The following is a 19,820-nucleotide window of genomic DNA, read 5'->3' as shown; positions in this document are numbered from 1 at the left end:
ATCCAACAGATACCCGACCACTCAGCAATGGCATTTGATCTCGTAAAAGCCTTACCCAAACCTGGCAACCGCTTCGTCCTCCCAGCCTTACATGGCTCTGCCGATGCATATGCCTTATCACAAGCAGCTACCGCACTGAAAGCCCAGCAGCGCATGCTCAGTATCGTCGTTGCGAATCCAGCAGATGCGCAACGCTTGCTTGATGAAATTCCGTGGTTTGCGCCCGAATTGCGCTGCCATTTACTGCCAGATTGGGAAACCTTACCCTACGACGCGTTCTCACCGCATCAGGATCTGGTATCGGAACGTTTATCCACGCTGCATGAGATACAAAACGGTAATTGCGATGTATTGCTGGTGCCCGCCACCACGGCGCTGGTGCGTATGGCCCCACCGTCGTTTTTAGCTGCCTACACGTTTTTCTTTAAACAAGGCGAAACGCTTGATGAGTCAAAGCTTAAGTCGCAATTAACGCTGGCTGGTTACACCCACGTCTCACAAGTCATGTCGCCGGGAGAATATTCCGTACGCGGCGGCCTGATCGACTTATTCCCGATGGGATCGGTGCTGCCATACCGGTTGGATCTCTTCGGTGACAGTATCGAAACTATCCGCACCTTTGATGCCGACACCCAGCGCTCGCTGTATCCGGTCAGAGAAGTACGCCTCCTGCCAGGACGCGAGTTCCCGATGGATGAGGCGGCGCGGACTGCGTTTCGTGGTCGCTGGCGCGAAACCTTTGAAGGCGACCCGTCGCGCTCCATGGTCTATAAAGATATTGGCGGCGGGATTGCTTCCGCGGGGATTGAATACTATCTGCCGCTTTTTTTTGACGAGAGCGCAACTTTATTCGACTATTTGCCAGACCATACACATTTCACCCTGATCGGCGATATTGAGGAGGCAATTCAACGTTTTTGGGTAGATACCCGATCACGCTACCAGTTCTTAAAATCAGATCGTGAGCGGCCGGTATTACCACCTGAATCCATCTTCTTGCGAGATGAGGATTTTTTCACTGAACTCAAATCTCTGTCTCGCTGGGTCATTCAAAAAGATCCCGCCGCATCGGAGCTCTCCAGCAATCTGCCCGATGTCGCCGTCAATCGTCGCGCCGACGATCCGCTGACGAATTTACGGTCATTCCTGCTGCAATCCCGACAGCGCATCCTGATCTGCGCAGAAACACTGGGGCGACGCGAGACGCTGCAACAATACTTTAACGAATACAACATCACGCTGACGCTGTGTGAAGGCTATGGCGACTTCATCACCGCCAGCGACAAGCTCATGCTAGGTGTCGCACCGCTACATGCCGGATGCGTACTGGCTGATGGGATTGCGTTTATCACCGAAGCCGAGTTATACGCCGGCTCCGGCAAACGCATAGGACGCAAGAAGCAGGAAGCGGTCACTCAGGTCGAGCACATGGTGCGTGATTTGTCTGAGCTCAAGATCGGCGATCCGGTCGTACACAGCAATCACGGTATCGGTCGCTACATGGGATTGATCAGTATGGATCTCGGTGAAGGCGAAACCGAGTTTCTGCATCTTGAATACGCCAAAGATACCAAGCTGTATGTGCCGGTGTCGCAATTGCATGTGATCTCACGTTATTCCGGCGCGTCGCCAGATGATGCACCTTTGCACAGCCTGGGTTCAGGGCAGTGGGAAAAAGCCAAGCGCAAAGCCGCCCAGCAAATCCGCGACACCGCTGCCGAACTACTCAACCTGTATGCCCGCCGCGCCTTGCGTCAGGGACATGCGTTTGAATATTCGAACAAAGATTACGAAGCCTTTGCCGATAGCTTCGGCTTTGAAGAAACAGCTGACCAAGCCGCCGCCATTACCGCCGTCATCGGCGATATGACATCAGGCAAGCCAATGGACAGGCTGATCTGTGGTGATGTTGGCTTCGGCAAGACGGAAGTCGCCTTACGTGCCGCCTTCGTCGCTGTCATGGGTGGCAAACAAGTAGCAATCCTTGCTCCTACTACCTTACTGGCGGAGCAGCATGCACAGACCTTTGCCGATCGCTTTGCTAACTGGCCGGTAAAGATCGCCGAACTATCACGCTTCCGCTCTGGAAAAGAAATCGCACAAGCCATCAAAGGCATGGGAGACGGTACGCTGGATATCGTGATCGGCACCCATAAATTATTATCTGAAGACGTCAAATTTTCGCGCCTCGGGCTGGTTATCATCGACGAAGAGCATCGCTTTGGTGTTCGCCAGAAAGAAGCTCTAAAATCTTTACGCGCCGAAGTAGATATCCTGACGCTGACGGCAACGCCGATCCCGCGTACGCTTGGCATGGCGCTAGAAGGTCTGCGTGATTTTTCCATTATCGCCACTGCGCCGCAAAAACGACTGGCGATCAAAACCTTTGTCCGCAGTGAAAATGATTCGGTGATCCGCGAAGCCTGCTTGCGCGAATTGAAACGCGGCGGCCAAGTCTATTTCCTGCATAACGAAGTCGACACCATACAAAACCGTAAAGCGATGCTGGAAGCGCTCTTGCCAGAAGCGCGCATCGTCGTCGCCCACGGTCAGATGCATGAGCGAGATCTGGAAAAAGTCATGCGTGATTTCGTCGCGCAACGTCATAATATTTTATTGTGCACGACCATTATCGAAACCGGTATTGACGTTCCCACTGCCAATACCATCATCATGCACCGGGCCGATAAATTCGGTCTGGCACAACTACATCAATTACGTGGCCGTGTCGGACGCTCGCATCATCAGGCCTACGCATACTTGCTGGTAAATGATGTACAAACTCTGACCAAACAAGCTGATCGTCGCCTGGAAGCGATTCAGCAAATGGAAGAATTGGGCAGCGGTTTTTATCTGGCAATGCACGATCTGGAGATTCGCGGTGCCGGTGAGGTGTTGGGTGACAATCAATCCGGCGAAATGCACGAAATCGGCTTCCAACTTTATTCAGATATGCTGAATGAAGCGGTGCGCTCACTCAAAAACGGCAAAGAACCCGATCTAGCGGCGCCTTTATCCAGCACAACAGAAATCAATCTGCACATCCCTGCACTGCTGCCGAACGATTTTTGCGGTGACGTGCATGAGAGATTGTCCATCTACAAGCGTCTGGCTAATTGCAGCAAACAGGATGCGATTGATGATTTGCAAGAGGAGATGATTGACCGCTTTGGCAAGCTGCCCGAGCCAGTCAAGACGCTGCTAGAAACACACCGCCTGCGCGTAGCAGCCAAGCCTCTGGGCATCATCAAGATCGATGCTCATGCCGAAGCAGCGACTTTACAGTTCGAGCCTAAACCACCGATTGACGCGATGCGCATCATCGAACTCGTACAAAAAAATAAACATATTAAACTCAATGGTCAGGATAAGTTGCGTATTACCGCAAACATGCCTGATTTGGCAACAAGAGTCGCACAAATTAAAACGGCTTTGCGCGCTCTGCATTAAACTTCATTCCATCTCACATCCCACTAAAATAAAATGCACTTAACGATACAAGGCCTGAGACAAATTCTGACGACCGACCTGGCGCTGATCAAGCACATCGCAGGCCTGACCCATGCAGAAAAAATTATTGCCATTACGCCGCAAGCAGTTCGCCTTGAAAATCTGCGTTGTGAAAAAGAGTTAGCAGTACTCAAAGCACAGATCGAAGCGGATTGTCTGGCGGCACATCTGGACGCGACGCTCAGTGAATCGACACAGACTTTAGCAGATTTCAAATTAGTCGCGATGGACATGGACTCGACCCTGATCACCATCGAATGCATCGATGAAATCGCCGATATGCAAGGCCTGAAGCCGCAAGTTTCAGAGATCACCGAAGCCGCAATGCGCGGCGAGATCGAGTTCCAGGAGAGCCTCACCCGTCGTGTCGCCTTGCTAAAAGGTCTGAGTGCAAGCGCCCTGCAAAAAGTCTATGACGAGCGCGTGCGCTTGTCCCCTGGCGCAGAAAACATGCTACAGACTGTGCAGCAGGCTGGTTTGAAAACCCTGCTGGTATCCGGCGGTTTTACCTTCTTTACCGACCGCATGAAAACCCGTTGCAATCTCGATTACACACACGCCAACGTACTCGAAATCGATCAGGGAAAACTGACTGGCAAAGTTGTCGGCGGCATCGTCGATGCCGTAGAAAAGCAACGCACTGTTGAACGCATCGCAGCAGAACTAGGCATCTCCGCCAAAGAAGTCATCGTCATGGGCGACGGCGCGAATGACCTCAAAATGATGAGCATCTCCGGCCTGTCAGTCGCCTTCCGCGCCAAGCCTGTCGTCAGAGCGCAGGCTGATGTGGCATTGAATTTTGTCGGACTGGATGGAGTGTTGAATATTCTACATCCTTAGTATACTTATAAAATTGCTGGAAAATTGATTGGCATCATAAAACCCATCCGCATTTGCCGGTGGGTTTTTTTATGAGCACGAGAAACTTTCACTCATATTAAAAAATAGTACGGACGTACGATTTTTTAATATAGAATAGTTTGATACCATGTTTGAGAGATGTTCTAAGTGCAATACCTAGATGTATCGCCACCGCTACTCAAACAAACCTAAATCACTTTAAAGCGATCAACAGGAGACACGATGTTTGAAGAATTCATGGGCACCATGCCGGTAGCTGACCGTCAAAAATTTGAAGTGGGTGCGCTTGCCGAGTATATGCGCCAGCATGTCGAGGGTTTTGAGGCAAAAACCGCTGACACGCTGACCGTTGAACAGTTTAAAGGCGGTCAGTCAAACCCTACCTTCAAAATCACGTCTGGCAATCAACGCTACGTCATGCGTGCTAAACCAGGACCTGTTGCCAAGTTACTGCCTTCTGCGCACGCTATAGAACGTGAATTTAAAGTCATGGATGCGCTGAATAAAGCAGGCTTTCCGGCGGCGAAGCAATATGCTTTGTGCGCTGATGAGGACGTCATTGGCCGTGCCTTCTACATCATGGAGTTTGTCGATGGTCGTGTACTCTGGGACCAATCTCTGCCAGGCATGACACCCGCTCAGCGAACTGACATCTACGATGAAATGAATCGCGTCATTTCGCAATTGCATACGATTGATTATGCGGCAATTGGCCTGGCTGATTACGGCAGACCCGGCAATTACTTCGCACGGCAGATAGATCGCTGGACCAAGCAATATAAAGCGTCCGAGACTGAAAAAATCGAGGCGATGGATAAGCTGATCGCCTGGTTACCAAATAATATTCCCGCCGGAGATGACACCAGCATTGTGCATGGCGACTACCGCCTCGACAATATGATGTTCCACCCGACCGAACCACGTATTCTGGCGGTGCTGGATTGGGAGCTGTCGACACTTGGCCACCCGCTAGCAGACTTCTCCTATCACTGCATGAGCTGGCATGTGACTGCGGGTCAATTCCGTGGCATTAAAGGTCTGGATCATAAAGCGCTTGGGATTCCTAGTGAACAAGAATACATCGCCAAATATTGCGAACGCACTGGCAAAACAATTCGCCAGGAAGATTTTAGCTTCTATCTTGCTTACAACATGTTCCGCATGGCCGGTATTTTGCAAGGCATCATGAAGCGTTACGTCGATGGCACAGCATCCAGCGCACAAGCGAAAAAATCCGGTGAGGCAGCACGGCCAATGGCTGAACTCGGCTGGAGTTATGTTAATAAATAACGCATAAAGCACCCATAGCAGATACAGCACATAGGTAACCAAACAGATTTCACCGGCATTTCACTATCACTACCTAAATCACTATCTAAAAATAAAACCCTAAAACAGCAGGCTAACCCATCAGGAGACAAGCATGGAATTCGACTACTCGGATCGCTGCAAAGAATTGCAAGGTAACTTACTCAAGTTCATGGATGAGCATATTTATCCGAACGAAAAAGCCTATAAAGAAGAAATTGACCGCAATGGGCTTGAGAAAGGCAACCGCTGGATCGCGACCAAAATCATTGAAGACCTGAAGCCGAAAGCCCGCGCACAAGGTTTGTGGAATTTATTTTTGCCAAAATCTGCGCGTGCTCCAGAGGGTTTATCCAACCTCGATTACGCTCCCTTATGCGAAATCATGGGTAGAGTCGGCTGGGCGCCGGAAGTATTTAACTGCTCAGCGCCCGATACCGGCAATATGGAAACCATCGAACGCTACGGCACCGAAGAACATAAAAAGCAATGGCTTGAACCATTACTGCGCGGTGAAATTCGCTCCGCATTTGCGATGACAGAGCCAAACGTTGCCTCATCCGACGCCACCAATATCGAAACACGTATTGACCGCGATGGCGACCACTATGTCATCAATGGGCATAAATGGTGGATCTCCGGTGCGGGCGATCCGCGCTGTGCCGTCTACATCCTGATGGGTAAAACCGACATCAACGCCGCGCGTCACTCGCAACAATCGATGATACTGGTCGACGCAAAAACGCCGGGCATTACCGTCGTACGCCCTCTTCCGGTATTCGGCTATGACGACGCACCGCACGGCCATTGCGAAATATTATTTGAAAACGTCCGTGTTCCCGCCTCCAACCTGCTGCTAGGTGAAGGTCGTGGATTTGAAATCGCTCAAGGCCGTCTTGGCCCTGGTCGTATTCACCATTGCATGCGTGCGATCGGTGTCGCAGAGCGGGCACTGGAACTCATGTGCAAACGTCTGAATAGCCGCGTCGCATTCGGAAAAAAAGTATCCGAACAAAGTATCTGGCGCGAGCGTATTGCCGAGTCACGTATTCAGATCGATACAGCACGTTTGCTGACGCTCAAAGCCGCCTATATGATGGATACCGTCGGCAATAAGTTTGCGCAAGCAGAGATCGCGATGATCAAAGTACTGGCACCGAACGTCACGCAACAAGTGCTGGACTGGGCAATTCAGGCGCACGGCGCAGGCGGTGTGTCGGGTGACTTCCCGCTGGCGGCACAATGGGCAGGCAACCGTACATTGCGTCTGGCAGATGGTCCGGATGAAGTCCATCGCAATGCGATCGCCAAACTCGAACTGGCGAAACATATCAGTCTGACCGAGGATCTGGGCTTGCCAATTACCCGTTCGTAAACAATTAAATTTTGCAAAACAAAACGGCGAAGACCTTCTTCGCCGTTTTTTATTCCCAACTAGTTTTTTATTTTAAAAACGTATTAGATCAATACAAAACACAATCATCTTAATGAGATGTACGTGACTGCCAATAAGTCTCGACTGATGCCGCTAGCAACACCATCGCACAACCAACGATGACCCGCAAGGATGGTGACTCATTCAATACAAAGTAAGCCAGCACAATGCCATACACTGGCTCAAGAGAAGTCAATAAGCTAGCAAACTGGGTAGATACGTGACGCAGGCCAAACAGAAACAGACCATGTGACAAGGCCGTAAACACGACACCAAGCAATGCCAGCCCCCACCATGTCGCTACAGAGACAACTGACAAGACACCACTGACCAAAACAAACGGCAACAAGCTCAGACAAGCGGCACCATTCTGATAAAAAGCGAGTGTAAAAGCTGCCATACGGGCACCCTGCCAGCGATTGATCAGAGCCAGTAGCGCAAAACTGAATCCCGACGCGACACCCAATAACAAACCAAGCAAAGCATTGCTTTCAGTCAAGCGATCCAGGTGCGTATCACTCACCATCACCGCCATACCGGCAAGCACCGCCAATGCAGCAATCCAGTCACGACCATGTCGAGGCTCCTTAAATAACCAAGGCTCCAGCCAAGCCACAAATAAAGGAAAACTCGCAAACCCCATCAAACCATAAGCAACCGGTGCCACCTTTAACGAAGCAAAAAAAGTCAGCCAATGAATCGCAAGCAAGATGCCACATAAGTACACGGCTTTAGGAACGCTACGAAAATGCAATTCCCGCTGTACCAGCAATAAAGGAAACAAACTCAATGCCGCAAACAAAGTACGACCAAAAACTAGCAACAAAGAACTGGCAGCAAATAACTTACCAACGACACCGGCGCTACCAAACAGGAATACAGCGACATGCAAGGCAAAGATTGCCTGGAGGGATTTGTTATTCATGAGATGAACTTAACATAAACATACTCGTTGAATTTATATATTTACCAGAGCGCCGTGTATGCATCGATTATATAAATAACTCTAATTTTAATTATCCAATTTTAGATGTACCGTATGATCTCAGGTGATAGATCGCATTTATATTACCCACCGAAAATGTAAATTCAGCCTAACTTGATAAAGTTCCGATTGAGTAGTGTAAAAAATAAAGGCAATTTTTTCGTTAATAACAGCGCAGAAAATGACAATGCGATGTAAAAAGCCAGCATAACTTCGCTGAACTATATTTCAAGGAAAGCTCAAGGTGAAGGCCCTGAGAAAAAGCCAAGAACTTAATATCTGCCTATGCGTTATAGTCAATGATCACCGTCCTATTCTTAAGCTAGAGTCAAATCACTGCGCGAAACAGCAAACCTCTGCATAATAGAGTTGTTGATTTGAATTGTTAATTTTTTACCGCCCAATAATCTTCTGGAGACCCTGATGATTGATGTTTATTCCTGGCCAACCCCTAACGGCCATAAAGTTCATATCATACTGGAAGAATGTGGCTTGGCATATCGTGCGATTCCGGTGGATATCGGTGCTGGCGATCAGTTTAAAGAATCGTTCCTGGCAATCTCGCCAAATAATAAAATTCCTGCCATCGTTGATGCTGACGGTCCTGACGGCAAGCCGATTTCCTTATTTGAATCTGGCGCCATTCTGTTGTATCTGGCTGGCAAGACAGGCAAATTATTAGGTAAAACCGATCGGGAAAAATACAACACCTTGCAATGGCTGATGTTCCAGATGGGCGGGCTAGGTCCTATGCTCGGTCAGGCGCATCACTTTCGTATTTATGCACCGGCAAAAATAGATTATGCCGTGGATCGCTATACCAACGAGGCCAAGCGCTTATACGGTGTACTGGATAAGCAATTAGCTGAGACGGAATATCTGGCGGGCGATACGTATACGATTGCTGACATTGCCAGCTTCCCGTGGACGCGATCAGCGGCAAACCAAGGTATAGACTGGGCTGACTATCCCAATGCGAAGCGTTGGTTTGATGCGATTAATGCCCGTCCTGCAGTACAACGCGGTGTTGAGGTGTTAGCAAATTTGCGTAAGCCTCTGGTTGATGACAAGGCAAAAGAAGTTCTTTTTGGTAAAACGCAGTACAGTAAAAAATAAGGTTCACATGCGTCGTCCCCCGCAAAACAAAAGTACCAAGCTCTCACAGGAAAGTCTTCGTCTGGTCAATCTGGCGGTAGCAGTGTCACAGTCTGCCAGCCGGATTGAGGACGAAGCGTGGCAAAAACAGCTTGATGCTTTAGTGAGGAAAAATCTCAAAGCACATCACGCCCTGCTCGACAACGCTGCCGAGCATGTATTTAAACATCATCCCGAAGCGTATGAGGTGATGATTGAGACACTGGAATCATTGAGCACATCTCAAGCGTTTGAACATGATGGTCAGTGGTTCGATGCGCTGCTGATCACAGCGCCGGTGCTTGCATGGACGCGTTTTGAAATCGCCGCCGGTCAAATTGCATCAGACCATGCACAGTTACTGGCGACGCAATTACAAGCCTGTCTACTGACGCCGCAGGCAAGATTGCATTTGCTGCCTACTCTGTATTCACTCGACCAGTTGCCACGCAATCACAGCGAGACCGCGGTGCTGCTAGAGCGCCTGGCGCAGGCGGAACTAAAAGGGCTTGCGCCGCAACATTCACAAGACTTACTGCCAGTGATTCCATTTTTGGCCGATATCCGTTTTATGCTGGCGGTCGTGATTGTGCCGCAAGCGCAGCCACTTTTTCAATGGCAAGAAATCGTGGCACCATTCGATTGCGCCCAAGCAAAAACGATTGCCCTGGAAAAATGGACTGAACAAGCGACACCCATATTGAGCCGCCTGCTGCCGGGCTGTCATATCGACCTGTTAATGCCGGAGGCTTTTTATACCGCCTGCCGCGAAGCCGATATCAAAATACGGCCTGCGTTACTGCGCTCGGCTGTGTTTTATCTGACGCAGCATCTTGATGTCGACGCCAGTGAACTACAGACCATCGTTGCCGGGTTTGGTGATGAAGATTCGCCAGGTCAGATTGAAGAATACCGGATCAGCTTTTTATTAAAATCGGCACCTGAAGTGTTATACGGTGTGGTCTGGCCTTTGTATCAGCCTGACGATCAGGTTAATGCCATCGATTGTCCCACTGAGAATATCTGTGTTGGTGAAATTCCGGCAATCCTCAATGATTGCGGCGTGTTGGATATACATAAAATCGAGGATGTGTTTTCGATGGAGTTTTGCGATGATTGCCATGCGCCTCTCTTCCCCGATGCAGATGCCGATCTGGTCCATGCCGAGATGCCCGCCGATACACCAGCCCAAGGCTCGGAGCATTTTCATTAAAATCGTAGTCTGAATCTATCAAAAAAGCGGAAATCTTTGTTCCGCTTTTTTTTTGCTTTTTTAAAGTAATTTTCCACTTACTGCCTATGTATTCCCCGTTATGGACTGACTCGGAATAATCCAATTATTTGCTTGCCACCGTTATATAAATCCGTTGTACAATTAGTTTTGAACGGTCGTGCTTTTTTATTCATGATGTAAATACCGTTGTTTTGCCAGATGACTCATACCCAATGCGGGCCCTTCTGCATCAATTTGTATGCGGGGCAAATACGGTGTGAAGACTCAACAGACAATGGACTAACAGGCCGATCAGAGCACAGCGACCAATAACAAAGGAGACGACATGGATTTGAATTACACGGTGGAAGATCTGGCTTTCCGCGATGAGGTAAGAGCTTATCTTGAGGCTAATTTACCAGCCGACCTCAAACAAAAAGTATTGAATCACAAACGCATGTCGCGCGAGGATTTTGTCCGCTGGCATAAGATTCTCGCCAAACAAGGCTGGGTTGCGACTGGCTGGCCCAAGGAATACGGCGGCACTGGCTGGACGGCAACACAACGTCATATTTTTGAAGAAGAATGCGCGCGCGCTGGTACGCCAGCCATTTTGCCATTCGGTGTCAATATGGTCGCCCCCGTTATTATGGCCTTCGGTAATCAGGCGCAAAAAGACTACTACTTGCCCCGCATTTTGAATTGCGATGACTGGTGGTGTCAGGGTTACTCCGAGCCAGGTTCTGGTTCTGATCTCGCGTCGCTGAAAACCCGCGCCGAGCGCGATGGCGACTATTACATCGTGAATGGTCAAAAAAACTGGACAACGCTGGCTCAACATGCCGACATGATATTTTGCCTGGTGCGCACAGAATCCGGCGGACGCAAGCAAGAAGGTATTTCCTTCCTGCTGATCGATATGAAAACACCGGGTATTACCGTGCGTCCTATCATCATGCTTGATGAAGATCATGAAGTGAATGAGGTGTTCTTCGATAACGTCAAGGTACCGGTACAAAATCTGATCGGCGAAGAAAATAAAGGCTGGACTTACGCCAAATATCTGCTCGGTCACGAACGTACCAATATCGCAGCAGTCGGTCGCGCCAAGCGTGAATTGGAGTTTCTCAAACGTGTCGCCAGTGAACATCAGAAAAACGGCAAACCACTGATTGACGATCCGGTCTATGCCACCAAAGTCGCGAGTCTCGAAGTCGAACTGATGGCACTGGAAATTACTGTACTCCGTGTGATCTCGCAAGACAGTGGCCGTCCGGGGCCGGAAGCATCTTTGCTTAAAATCAAAGGCACAGAAATCCAGCAGCGCCTGACCGAACTGATGATAGAAGCGGTCGGCCCTTACAGCCTGCCATTTGATACGGCCTTCATGCATGGTGATACCGAGCATAGTGTGATGGGCGACGATGATGCCGCTCCTCTCGCGTCTTACTACTTCAACTTCCGCAAGACGTCGATCTATGGCGGCTCGAACGAGATACAAAAAAATATCATCACCCAAATGATTTTGGGCCTGTGAGGAGAACACAATGGATTTCAGCTTAACTCAAGAACAGCAGCAATTTGCCGATGCGATCAAACGCTGGGTCGCCAAAGATTACAATTTTGAGCACCGTAAAAAAATCATCGAATCGCCAGCGGGTGTATCAGATAGCGCATGGGCTGCTCTGGCAGAATTAGGTGCCATGGCACTGCCGATCCCTGAAGATCAGGGAGGCTTTAACGGCAATGCGATTGACATGATGATCGTGATGCAAGAACTTGGTCGCGGTATCGTCATTGAACCGTATTTTGCGACGGTATTGGGGGCAGAATTTTTGAAGCTGGCCGGCACACACACTGACATACTGGAACAAGTCGCAGGCGGAGAAGTCAAACTCGCTGCCGCGCTAGCAGAAAAACAATCCCGCCACGACCTGTTTGATATCGCAACAACGGCAACAAAAAATACTGACGGATTTATTCTGAATGGGACCAAGACCGTGGTTCTGCATGGTGCGCAAGCGGATCAGTTAATCGTATCGGCACGCAGCAGTAGCGCTCAACGCGACACCGCAGGTATCAGCCTGTTTCTCGTGGATACCGGTAGCGCGGGCATCAGCCGCCGCGACTATCGTACGATTGATGGTTACCGTGCTGCGGATATCAGTTTCAATCAAGTCCAGGTACCGGCCAGCGCACTCATCGGTGCCGAGTCTGCGGGATGGGAGATACTCGATGCAGCATCCGACTACGGCGTGACCTTGTTATGTGCTGAAGCGGTTGGCGTGATCGAGGCAATTACCAATGCGACCCTGGACTATCTGAAAACCCGTCAGCAATTCGGTGTGCCGATTGGTAAATTTCAGGTCTTACAACATCGCATGGCAGAAATGTTTATGGAGATGGAACAGGCGCGCTCAATGGCAACATTGGCCGCTGTTAAGGTCTCATCCAGTAATGTCGAAGAACGTCGCCGTACCGTGTCAGCAGCCAAAGCACGGGTCGGTCAAGCTGCCCGTTTTGTCGGTCAAAATGCGGTGCAACTACATGGCGGTATGGGTGTGACAAATGAGTTGCCAGCAGCACATATGTTTAAACGACTGACCATTATCGAGCTGTCACTGGGCGATACGGATCATCATCTGGCACGTTTTGTAGCGCAGCCAGGCTTCAAAAAAGCGGCATAAGTAGTAAGCAGTAAAAGTCCTGAGTACCGGTCATCAACAAGCACACGCTGCCCCTTGCGTACCTGCATTGTTGATGATCGTTGCAACCTATGCTTGCATCAAGTATTTGTAATTTCCCCCGCACTATCTCGTACTATCCTTCGCAACATTTCTTGTAGTATCGATCGAGGAGACGCACATGACAGTAAAAACCTACCAATGGTATTTCGAAGATTTCATCCCTGGCAGCGTCATTGAGTTAGGTCAGCGCACACTTGGCGAGGCCGAAATCATCGACTTCGCACGGCAATTTGATCCCCAGCCTTTTCACATCGATAAAGAAGCCGCCGCTCATTCTATTTTTGGCGGGGTGATCGCCAGTGGCTGGCACACCTGCGGCATCATCATGCGTATGGTCGTTGATGGGTTCCTTAACGACTCGGCCAGCATGGGGTCGCCTGGCTTGGAAGAAGTACGCTGGATTTTGCCAGTACGACCGGGAGACACTCTAACCATCAGTGCAGAAACACTGGAAAGTCGTCCATCGACCTCCAAGCCAGACCGCGGTGTCATCATCACTTTGTGGAAAGCGATCAATCAAGATGGCAAACTAGTCTGTACCATCAAAGGCATGGGCATGTTTGGCCGTCGTCCTGCCGCATAAACCCATCAACATCAAGGAGACAAAATGCGTGAAATACAGAACTTAGCAGAACTAAAATCCCTGGTCGGTCAGGATGTTGCAACTTCAGACTGGATAGAAATAAGCCAGCAAAGAATTAATACGTTTGCCGAGGCGACCGGCGACTTGCAATGGATTCATATTGATGTGGAGCGCAGCAAACGCGAATCCCCATTCGGCGGCCCGATTGCGCATGGCTTCCTGACTTTGTCCCTGCTACCGATGCTGATGCAAAACGCGATCACGATGAGCGACGTCAAGATGGGCGTGAACTACGGCCTGAATAAAGTACGCTTCGTGTCCCCCGTGCCGGCAGGCAGCAGAGTCCGTGCCAAAATGCATTTACTCAATGTCGAAGATATCAAAGACGGCGCCCAAATGATCTGGGAAGTCACGATAGAACGAGAAGGCAGTGATAAGCCCGCCTGCGTTGCCGAATCAATTTCGCGCCGATACTGAGCTGATTTCGACGATTCTACGTTGGCAATACTGACTTACTGCCAGGTCGAGGTTAGCAACTCTGTCCGGAGTGCCATCTTGATTAAAGAATTTTTAGAAATCCCCTAAAAGATATAAGCAGAATAAGTAGAATCCCTAGCATCCGCACTATCCATGCGCCTTTCAAGCCATTAATGCTCTATGAGGCGCATGGATAGTGCGGATTCAATTTCAGGAACTTCTAAAACACTTTATCGACACTTTATGAACTGCTTACTCCCACCTATTCTCTGTGCCTCTTGTCTCCATATCTCTGCAGTGAGGAATGACAGGTGATAACACGCTAAGCTGACAAACTATTTTGCTCATTAAGACTTGGGGCAATCGTCATATCAGCCAGCCTCTTTTAATAAAACTTAATGGCATACACTGGCGGCAAATAAGCAGCAACTTGCCGCCAGTCGTTACCCGCATTCTCGCTGCACCAGACGTTGCCTGTCGTCGACGCCATCAACAACGTTTTACCGTCATCGGCAACAATCAATCCGTGGCGATAAATCAAATCATAACAATCCTGCTGCGGCAGGCCATTACTCAAAACCTCAAATGTTTTACCGCCGTCACGCGTACGTGTGACAGACAAAGCACCGGCTTTAGGCACCCTTCTCTGATCTGCCTCCGCTGGTGCAAACCAGGCGGTATCGGGCTGGCATGGACTGGCCGCCACCGCAAAACCAAAATCAGAAACACCGTCGGGCGTCATTATTTGCTGCCAACTCGCAGCATTATTCTCTGAACGCCAGATGCCGTTATGATGCTGACACCACAAAATATCCGGTGCAACCGGACAGCGCGCCAGCAAGTGCGGATCCTGAATGTTTTCACTATCTGCCAGCTCCGGTGGCATATAGCTTGCCTGCATGCCTTTGGCCGTCAAAGCCCAGTTTGCTCCACCATCACGTGTCTGCCACACGCCACCGCAGGAGATCCCTATGACGACATGCTGACTATTGCGCGGATCAACGCAAATCGAATGAATACCGGGCACATCGTAACCACCGCCAAACCATTCTTTACGTCCTGGCTGATCCCACAACGAACGCATTAACTCCCAGCTATTACCCCGATCGCTGGAACGAAATAAACCACCAGGCAAAGTACCCGCCCACAATACGCCAGGCTCATCGCTAGCTCCGGCGACCAGCGACCAGATCAGCTTCAGTTTCCATTCAAGCTCGCCTTCCGGCCGGGTCAATTGCTCAGGATAAACCGGGACCGCAATCTCCCTCCATTCAGCCAGCTCAGAATCACGCCGGTGCAGCTTCACCCCAAAATGTCCTAAATTTAATGCCGCATACAAAGCACCGTCACGTTGATCATGCAGGCACATACTCACCGGTTCACCAAGAAAACTGATATCGCCCAGTTGCCAGCCGGCGTCTGTCCTGACAAGATCAAACAAGCCTTTGCGCGTTGCAATCATTGCTTTCATTATCAACCTCCAGAGAGAGCCTGCAAAATATACACGCGACTATCCGACAATAATGTGTCGTCCAGACGCTGACGATCAAGTACTCGCCTGCCGTCAATAAAAATCACGACATGCAGGCGCAGATGCCCTTGCTCGTCCAGCACATAGTCACGTAATCGGGGATTTATTGTAAATGCAGAGTCCAATGCATCACGCAGTTGGCAGGCAGGGGTATCCACCTCAGGCACCTCGGTAAACCGACTGAGCTGTTGAGTGAAAACCAATTTAGCCATGATCAGATTAAGATTTAGGCCACAGGCAAAACGGATACTTCAGAAGATTCGCATTCGCATAGCGATGATCGTGACTGACCTCTGCGCCAAGCCATGCCGGACGCGCAAATTCCTGTGTCTCGGATTGCAGTTCAACCTCAGCAACAACCAATCCGGCATTATCACCAAGGAACTCATCAACTTCCCAGGTCAGACCATCGTAAGCGATACGGTAGCGGAATTTTTCGATCAAGGGTTGTGCGCACAATCCGGCCAATAATTCTTTTGCGTCAGCGACGGGGATAGGATACTCCCATTCTCCGCGGGAAATACCCTCTGTCTTACCCTTGATGGTCATCACCGCATGTTCACCCTCGATGCGCACACGCACTATGCGCCCGGGGTCGGAACAAATATAGCCCTGGCATAAATGAACGCCCTGCCCTTGCTGCTTCCAGTCCTGATTCGCTACCAGAAATTTACGTTCTATCTCTATGCCCATGCTGTGCGTCACCAGTTTGCTTAATACGTTTAGGTTATTGATCGATCTGGTTCAGTGAGGTCAAGATCGGCTGCAACATTGACTCACCCAACTTCATGCTACGCGCGCCATCCCAGCCGACTTCCATATCCGGCAAGTTGGTATTGTCTTTGAATGGCAATTCCAAAGTGAGCGACACACACTTGAAGGTATGGCCGATGTACTTGGATGCCAGCTTTAGAACATCTTCATTGTACTTGCTAGCTTCATAGCCAAATTTAGTTTGAAAATCCGGACTTGCTGCAACAAAACTATCCACAAACGCCTGCTGCTCGGCAGCTTGTTTTTCGCTGAAGCCATCAAGCATTTCGCTACCGGCAACAAAGACATAAGGTAAAGCCTCATCGCCGTGAATATCCAGAAACAGATCGCAGCCGACTTCATGGATTTTATTCTTCACATGAAAAACTTCAGGGCTTGTCTGTAGCGATGGCGCCATCCATTCACGATTCAGGTTGGCACCCGCAGCATTCGTGCGCAGATTACCGCGTACAGAACCATCAGGATTCATATTCGGAACAATGTATAACACTGCCTGATCCAGAATGCGGCGGGCGATTGGATTTGCTACATCGATCAATGCGTTCAGCGTACCTTCGACCAGCCATTCCGCCATCGTTTCACCGGGATGCTGGCGCGCAATAATCCAGACTTTTTTACTGGCAGCAGGATCGCCGACAACCACCATATTCAGATCACGACCATCGACTGTGCTGCCGAGATCTTCAACCCGCACTAGCGGCGACTGCTCGACACTACCCAGCACAGCGAGATGACGCTCCCAGCTATACGGCTCGAAGTATGCGTAGTAGACACTGTCAAATTCTGGCGAATGACTGATGGTCATGACCTTGCCATCAAATTCAGTATCGACACGGAACCAGTTCTCACGGTCATAGCTCGCTACCGCCTGATAGTTTTCCCAGCCGGCAGGATAAGTAGACTCGCCAGCGTTCAGAATATGCATCACCACATCTTGATCACGCGCGCCTTGCAAGCGGAAATAAAACCATTGTGCAATGTCAGCGTGAGAATCTTTACGCAACTTCAATTCAATCGCATCTGCTCGCATCACATTAACGACTTCAATGGCACCCGCATCGAAATTTTGACTAATTTTGATAGACATATCTTGCTCAGTTCTTTCTGATTCAGAATTATTTTTCTGTGTCGACTAGTTTGGAATAGCCGCGCCCCGCAAGGGCGGCAATAAGAACGATATTGTCACAGGTTTTATATGATTGTGAAAATAATTTGGTCATTTTTACGCGTCAAAGATACTAAACCCCCAGAGAATCTGCAAAGTATTGATGGATACGTAACCAGGGAATTTATTGACCTGTCGGGCAATAAAAAAGGCTTACAGAAAATCTGTAAGCCTCTAATGTTCATTGGTCGGGACGGCAAGATTCGAACTTGCGACCCCGTGCACCCCATGCACGTACGCTACCAGGCTGCGCTACGCCCCGACGCTGAGCGAGAGATTATAGTGCATGATTTGTTTTTTTTCCATGAGAAATTAATCATGGTAATGGCACCGTATTGCTACGCTATTATTTGAGGTATTTTTTTAACCGCCTGAATACCCCGCTGATAACCATATTCCCATTGGGCGGCAATTATCTGTTGATAATCTGCGTAACTTTGTGATGCGACCAGCTCTATTCTATTTTTGAGAATGAGTATTTTTTTCTCAACCTGGGTAAGAGGAAGAACCTTTTCCATATCGGCAGTATCGACCCATGCTTCTGCATGTTGTTGCATTACTTTACTCAACCTCAAATTACCGTCGAACCCCAGCACAGCGCGTAGCGCAGGGAGTGAAAAGCTTGCGTCATAATAGCTCTTCACTTCCATGACGACCTGATCTGCAATGCGATGGGCAATTTCAATAGGAAAGAGGTCAATCACTCCCCCCATATAATCGCTCCCCTGATAGTGGTGACAAGGAAAATAAAACATATCAGAGACAGAAGCCCGTGCCGCTTCTGCGATGGGTATCGATGTATCGGTTGCAATATGAGTAGCCACAGCGCTACGAGGTAAATGCATCTCGCTGACAGGTGAGGTCATCTCGTGCAACATCATTGCCGTTCGCTCACTACAGAATACTGTTTCTCGAAATAAGGGTCGTGGACCTCTCGGTTTTCCGATATCACTTTCGGGATACAGTAACTTTCCTGCAATGATAGCGACTGCTGGTTTGTTATCGTTTTCTACCGCCTCAGGCAAAGGCAGGCCCGGTGGAATTTCAAACAGATAATCGTGGTGCAAGTCGGGGATCCGCGAAGCACCTGAGGCAAATAAACGTCGATATAACGCCGCACCCAAGGCGCCTGAAATGGATGCTTTAGGGCCTGATTTCATCCCACACCAATACGCATACATTTCAGGCGAACTTACCCAGGCTTTGCGCTGTACGTCGTCCGGCAAGCCCTGAATAATTACAGCCGCAATCGCTCCGCCACAACTCGCCAGCAAAACATCGGGCTTTTTCCCAGCGTCACTCAAGGCCGCATAAATACCAAGATAATATGAAAATCGAAATCCACCTCCAGCCATCACCATACAACGTTGATACTTATGTTTCGATGGCCGCATAGGAAGATCCAAAGATATAAATGAAGGAAATAGTTTGAAGATAAAAAACAGCAACGCGCCAATCTTATATCACATCAACCTGAACATAGGTTCCGTCTGGCAATGGTAAATGGAATAGCCTTTAGTAAAGCCGAGGTCAAAACAAAAAACACCCGTCTGCACATACTGCGTAGAATGCGAACTTTAGATTGCAAGGATGACCAAAGTGAAGAAAACTGGACTCGCCAAAAGTGACGCGAAAAAATTAATGGGCAAGATGCAGGCAGCAGGTCCTGCCGCTTTCGGAAACAGTCCATTGACTACCATAGACAAGCGGGAGCAAAGAAAAATTGACCAGGGGCTAGGCTTAGTGCCGTTTGCTGTCAAATTAAACAGCGAATTAGTGCGACAGTTACAAGAACGGGCTCAGGAACAAGGCATCAGTCTAAACGACGTCGTTGCGATGGTGATAAGCAAGGGATTATCTGCGGAGTGAATTACGCGGTATTAAAGGCGGGGTTTGCGTTCTAGGCCTGATGCTTGGTAATTAATAAAATTAAAATGCTCATGGCAATGACAAGTTACCTAGAAGTAAAGTACGGTATCAAAAAGGGGCTTTGGCTCCTTTTTTATTGGGTAATTTGTTTTGGTAAGCGGTCGGCGAGAGCGTGCGTGAGGCGGATGCGAGGCTAGTGGCAGGGAAAGAAGAAGAGGAAGAGGAAGA

The 19,820-nt window shown here is 49.3% G+C and carries 17 protein-coding genes and 1 tRNA gene; 11 read left to right on the top strand and 7 right to left on the bottom strand.

Annotated features, from left to right (window positions below; genetic code table 11):
* Nucleotides 1–27 precede the first annotated feature (27 nt).
* From mfd to ACO0K4_RS10915, 4 genes are all read left to right on the top strand, one after another.
* Nucleotides 28–3,450, top strand: coding sequence for a transcription-repair coupling factor (mfd, locus tag ACO0K4_RS10930; protein WP_422956657.1), 3,423 nt, complete (start codon nucleotides 28–30; stop codon nucleotides 3,448–3,450).
* A gap of 33 nt (nucleotides 3,451–3,483) precedes the next feature.
* A complete protein-coding gene (gene serB, locus ACO0K4_RS10925) occupies nucleotides 3,484–4,350 on the top strand; it encodes a phosphoserine phosphatase SerB (RefSeq protein ID WP_422956656.1) in 867 nt (288 codons plus the stop codon).
* A gap of 243 nt (nucleotides 4,351–4,593) precedes the next feature.
* Nucleotides 4,594–5,661 (top strand): phosphotransferase, encoded by a 1,068-nt coding sequence (locus ACO0K4_RS10920; RefSeq protein ID WP_422956655.1) that lies wholly within the window; start codon nucleotides 4,594–4,596, stop codon nucleotides 5,659–5,661.
* A 133-nt stretch (nucleotides 5,662–5,794) separates the two neighbouring features.
* On the top strand, nucleotides 5,795–7,054 hold the full coding sequence (locus tag ACO0K4_RS10915; protein WP_422956654.1) for an acyl-CoA dehydrogenase family protein: 1,260 nt from the start codon (nucleotides 5,795–5,797) through the stop codon (nucleotides 7,052–7,054).
* Between the two features lie 109 nt (nucleotides 7,055–7,163).
* Here ACO0K4_RS10915 and ACO0K4_RS10910 read toward each other — a convergent pair whose 3' ends face one another.
* The gene (locus tag ACO0K4_RS10910; RefSeq protein ID WP_422956653.1) at nucleotides 7,164–8,039 is read right to left on the bottom strand and encodes a DMT family transporter; all 876 of its coding nucleotides are present in this window, start codon (nucleotides 8,037–8,039) and stop codon (nucleotides 7,164–7,166) included.
* A 483-nt stretch (nucleotides 8,040–8,522) separates the two neighbouring features.
* Between ACO0K4_RS10910 and ACO0K4_RS10905 the strand changes: the two genes are divergently transcribed.
* From ACO0K4_RS10905 to ACO0K4_RS10880, 6 genes are all read left to right on the top strand, one after another.
* Nucleotides 8,523–9,215: a glutathione binding-like protein gene (locus ACO0K4_RS10905; RefSeq protein WP_422956652.1), complete on the top strand. Its 693-nt coding sequence runs from the start codon at nucleotides 8,523–8,525 to the stop codon at nucleotides 9,213–9,215.
* Nucleotides 9,216–9,222: 7 nt separating this feature from the next.
* Nucleotides 9,223–10,446: a DUF2863 family protein gene (locus tag ACO0K4_RS10900; protein ID WP_422956651.1), complete on the top strand. Its 1,224-nt coding sequence runs from the start codon at nucleotides 9,223–9,225 to the stop codon at nucleotides 10,444–10,446.
* A gap of 346 nt (nucleotides 10,447–10,792) precedes the next feature.
* Complete coding sequence (locus ACO0K4_RS10895) at nucleotides 10,793–11,983, top strand: acyl-CoA dehydrogenase family protein (protein ID WP_422956650.1); 1,191 nt, start codon at nucleotides 10,793–10,795, stop codon at nucleotides 11,981–11,983.
* 10 nt (nucleotides 11,984–11,993) lie between these two features.
* The gene (locus tag ACO0K4_RS10890; RefSeq protein WP_422956649.1) at nucleotides 11,994–13,133 is read left to right on the top strand and encodes an acyl-CoA dehydrogenase family protein; all 1,140 of its coding nucleotides are present in this window, start codon (nucleotides 11,994–11,996) and stop codon (nucleotides 13,131–13,133) included.
* Nucleotides 13,134–13,311: 178 nt separating this feature from the next.
* Nucleotides 13,312–13,776 carry a MaoC family dehydratase gene (locus ACO0K4_RS10885; RefSeq protein ID WP_422956648.1) on the top strand — a complete coding sequence of 155 codons (465 nt, stop codon included), beginning with the start codon at nucleotides 13,312–13,314 and terminating at the stop codon, nucleotides 13,774–13,776.
* A 24-nt stretch (nucleotides 13,777–13,800) separates the two neighbouring features.
* Nucleotides 13,801–14,253: a MaoC family dehydratase gene (locus ACO0K4_RS10880; protein WP_422956647.1), complete on the top strand. Its 453-nt coding sequence runs from the start codon at nucleotides 13,801–13,803 to the stop codon at nucleotides 14,251–14,253.
* A gap of 385 nt (nucleotides 14,254–14,638) precedes the next feature.
* On the opposite strand, the gene ACO0K4_RS10875 is transcribed toward ACO0K4_RS10880, so the two are convergent.
* The 6 genes from ACO0K4_RS10875 to ACO0K4_RS10850 form a co-directional block, all read right to left on the bottom strand.
* Complete coding sequence (locus tag ACO0K4_RS10875) at nucleotides 14,639–15,724, bottom strand: exo-alpha-sialidase (RefSeq protein ID WP_422956646.1); 1,086 nt, start codon at nucleotides 15,722–15,724, stop codon at nucleotides 14,639–14,641.
* 2 nt (nucleotides 15,725–15,726) lie between these two features.
* Nucleotides 15,727–15,996 (bottom strand): MoaD/ThiS family protein, encoded by a 270-nt coding sequence (locus ACO0K4_RS10870; protein ID WP_422956645.1) that lies wholly within the window; start codon nucleotides 15,994–15,996, stop codon nucleotides 15,727–15,729.
* 7 nt (nucleotides 15,997–16,003) lie between these two features.
* The gene (locus tag ACO0K4_RS10865) at nucleotides 16,004–16,477 is read right to left on the bottom strand and encodes a CYTH domain-containing protein (protein ID WP_422956950.1); all 474 of its coding nucleotides are present in this window, start codon (nucleotides 16,475–16,477) and stop codon (nucleotides 16,004–16,006) included.
* A 34-nt stretch (nucleotides 16,478–16,511) separates the two neighbouring features.
* Nucleotides 16,512–17,645: a M14 family metallopeptidase gene (locus tag ACO0K4_RS10860; protein WP_422956644.1), complete on the bottom strand. Its 1,134-nt coding sequence runs from the start codon at nucleotides 17,643–17,645 to the stop codon at nucleotides 16,512–16,514.
* A 263-nt stretch (nucleotides 17,646–17,908) separates the two neighbouring features.
* A tRNA-Pro gene (locus ACO0K4_RS10855) sits at nucleotides 17,909–17,985 on the bottom strand.
* A gap of 76 nt (nucleotides 17,986–18,061) precedes the next feature.
* Nucleotides 18,062–19,117 (bottom strand): patatin-like phospholipase family protein, encoded by a 1,056-nt coding sequence (locus ACO0K4_RS10850; RefSeq protein WP_422956643.1) that lies wholly within the window; start codon nucleotides 19,115–19,117, stop codon nucleotides 18,062–18,064.
* A 205-nt stretch (nucleotides 19,118–19,322) separates the two neighbouring features.
* Here ACO0K4_RS10850 and ACO0K4_RS10845 point away from each other — a divergent pair, with 205 nt between their 5' ends.
* Nucleotides 19,323–19,592, top strand: a complete 270-nt coding sequence (locus tag ACO0K4_RS10845) for a hypothetical protein (RefSeq protein ID WP_422956642.1) — start codon at nucleotides 19,323–19,325, stop codon at nucleotides 19,590–19,592.
* Nucleotides 19,593–19,820: the final 228 nt, after the last annotated feature.

Source organism: Undibacterium sp. RuTC16W (assembly GCF_049339445.1).
Taxonomy (GTDB): domain Bacteria; phylum Pseudomonadota; class Gammaproteobacteria; order Burkholderiales; family Burkholderiaceae_D; genus Undibacterium.
Note: the sequence above shows the minus strand (reverse complement) of the source record. Positions and strands in the feature narration are given on the sequence as shown.

Excerpts from the sequence above, each read along its gene's own strand:
- ACO0K4_RS10895 (WP_422956650.1), top strand. The coding sequence starts at position 10,793 with ATGGATTTGAATTACACGGTGGAAGATCTGGCTTTCCGCGATGAGGTA.
- ACO0K4_RS10905 (WP_422956652.1), top strand. The coding sequence starts at position 8,523 with ATGATTGATGTTTATTCCTGGCCAACCCCTAACGGCCATAAAGTTCAT.
- ACO0K4_RS10885 (WP_422956648.1), top strand. The coding sequence starts at position 13,312 with ATGACAGTAAAAACCTACCAATGGTATTTCGAAGATTTCATCCCTGGC.
- serB (WP_422956656.1), top strand. The coding sequence starts at position 3,484 with ATGCACTTAACGATACAAGGCCTGAGACAAATTCTGACGACCGACCTG.
- ACO0K4_RS10900 (WP_422956651.1), top strand. The coding sequence starts at position 9,223 with ATGCGTCGTCCCCCGCAAAACAAAAGTACCAAGCTCTCACAGGAAAGT.
- ACO0K4_RS10920 (WP_422956655.1), top strand. The coding sequence starts at position 4,594 with ATGTTTGAAGAATTCATGGGCACCATGCCGGTAGCTGACCGTCAAAAA.
- ACO0K4_RS10870 (WP_422956645.1), bottom strand. The coding sequence starts at position 15,996 with ATGGCTAAATTGGTTTTCACTCAACAGCTCAGTCGGTTTACCGAGGTG.
- ACO0K4_RS10850 (WP_422956643.1), bottom strand. The coding sequence starts at position 19,117 with ATGCGGCCATCGAAACATAAGTATCAACGTTGTATGGTGATGGCTGGA.
- ACO0K4_RS10880 (WP_422956647.1), top strand. The coding sequence starts at position 13,801 with ATGCGTGAAATACAGAACTTAGCAGAACTAAAATCCCTGGTCGGTCAG.
- ACO0K4_RS10860 (WP_422956644.1), bottom strand. The coding sequence starts at position 17,645 with ATGTCTATCAAAATTAGTCAAAATTTCGATGCGGGTGCCATTGAAGTC.
- ACO0K4_RS10875 (WP_422956646.1), bottom strand. The coding sequence starts at position 15,724 with ATGAAAGCAATGATTGCAACGCGCAAAGGCTTGTTTGATCTTGTCAGG.
- mfd (WP_422956657.1), top strand. The coding sequence starts at position 28 with ATGGCATTTGATCTCGTAAAAGCCTTACCCAAACCTGGCAACCGCTTC.
- ACO0K4_RS10910 (WP_422956653.1), bottom strand. The coding sequence starts at position 8,039 with ATGAATAACAAATCCCTCCAGGCAATCTTTGCCTTGCATGTCGCTGTA.
- ACO0K4_RS10915 (WP_422956654.1), top strand. The coding sequence starts at position 5,795 with ATGGAATTCGACTACTCGGATCGCTGCAAAGAATTGCAAGGTAACTTA.
- ACO0K4_RS10865 (WP_422956950.1), bottom strand. The coding sequence starts at position 16,477 with ATGGGCATAGAGATAGAACGTAAATTTCTGGTAGCGAATCAGGACTGG.
- ACO0K4_RS10890 (WP_422956649.1), top strand. The coding sequence starts at position 11,994 with ATGGATTTCAGCTTAACTCAAGAACAGCAGCAATTTGCCGATGCGATC.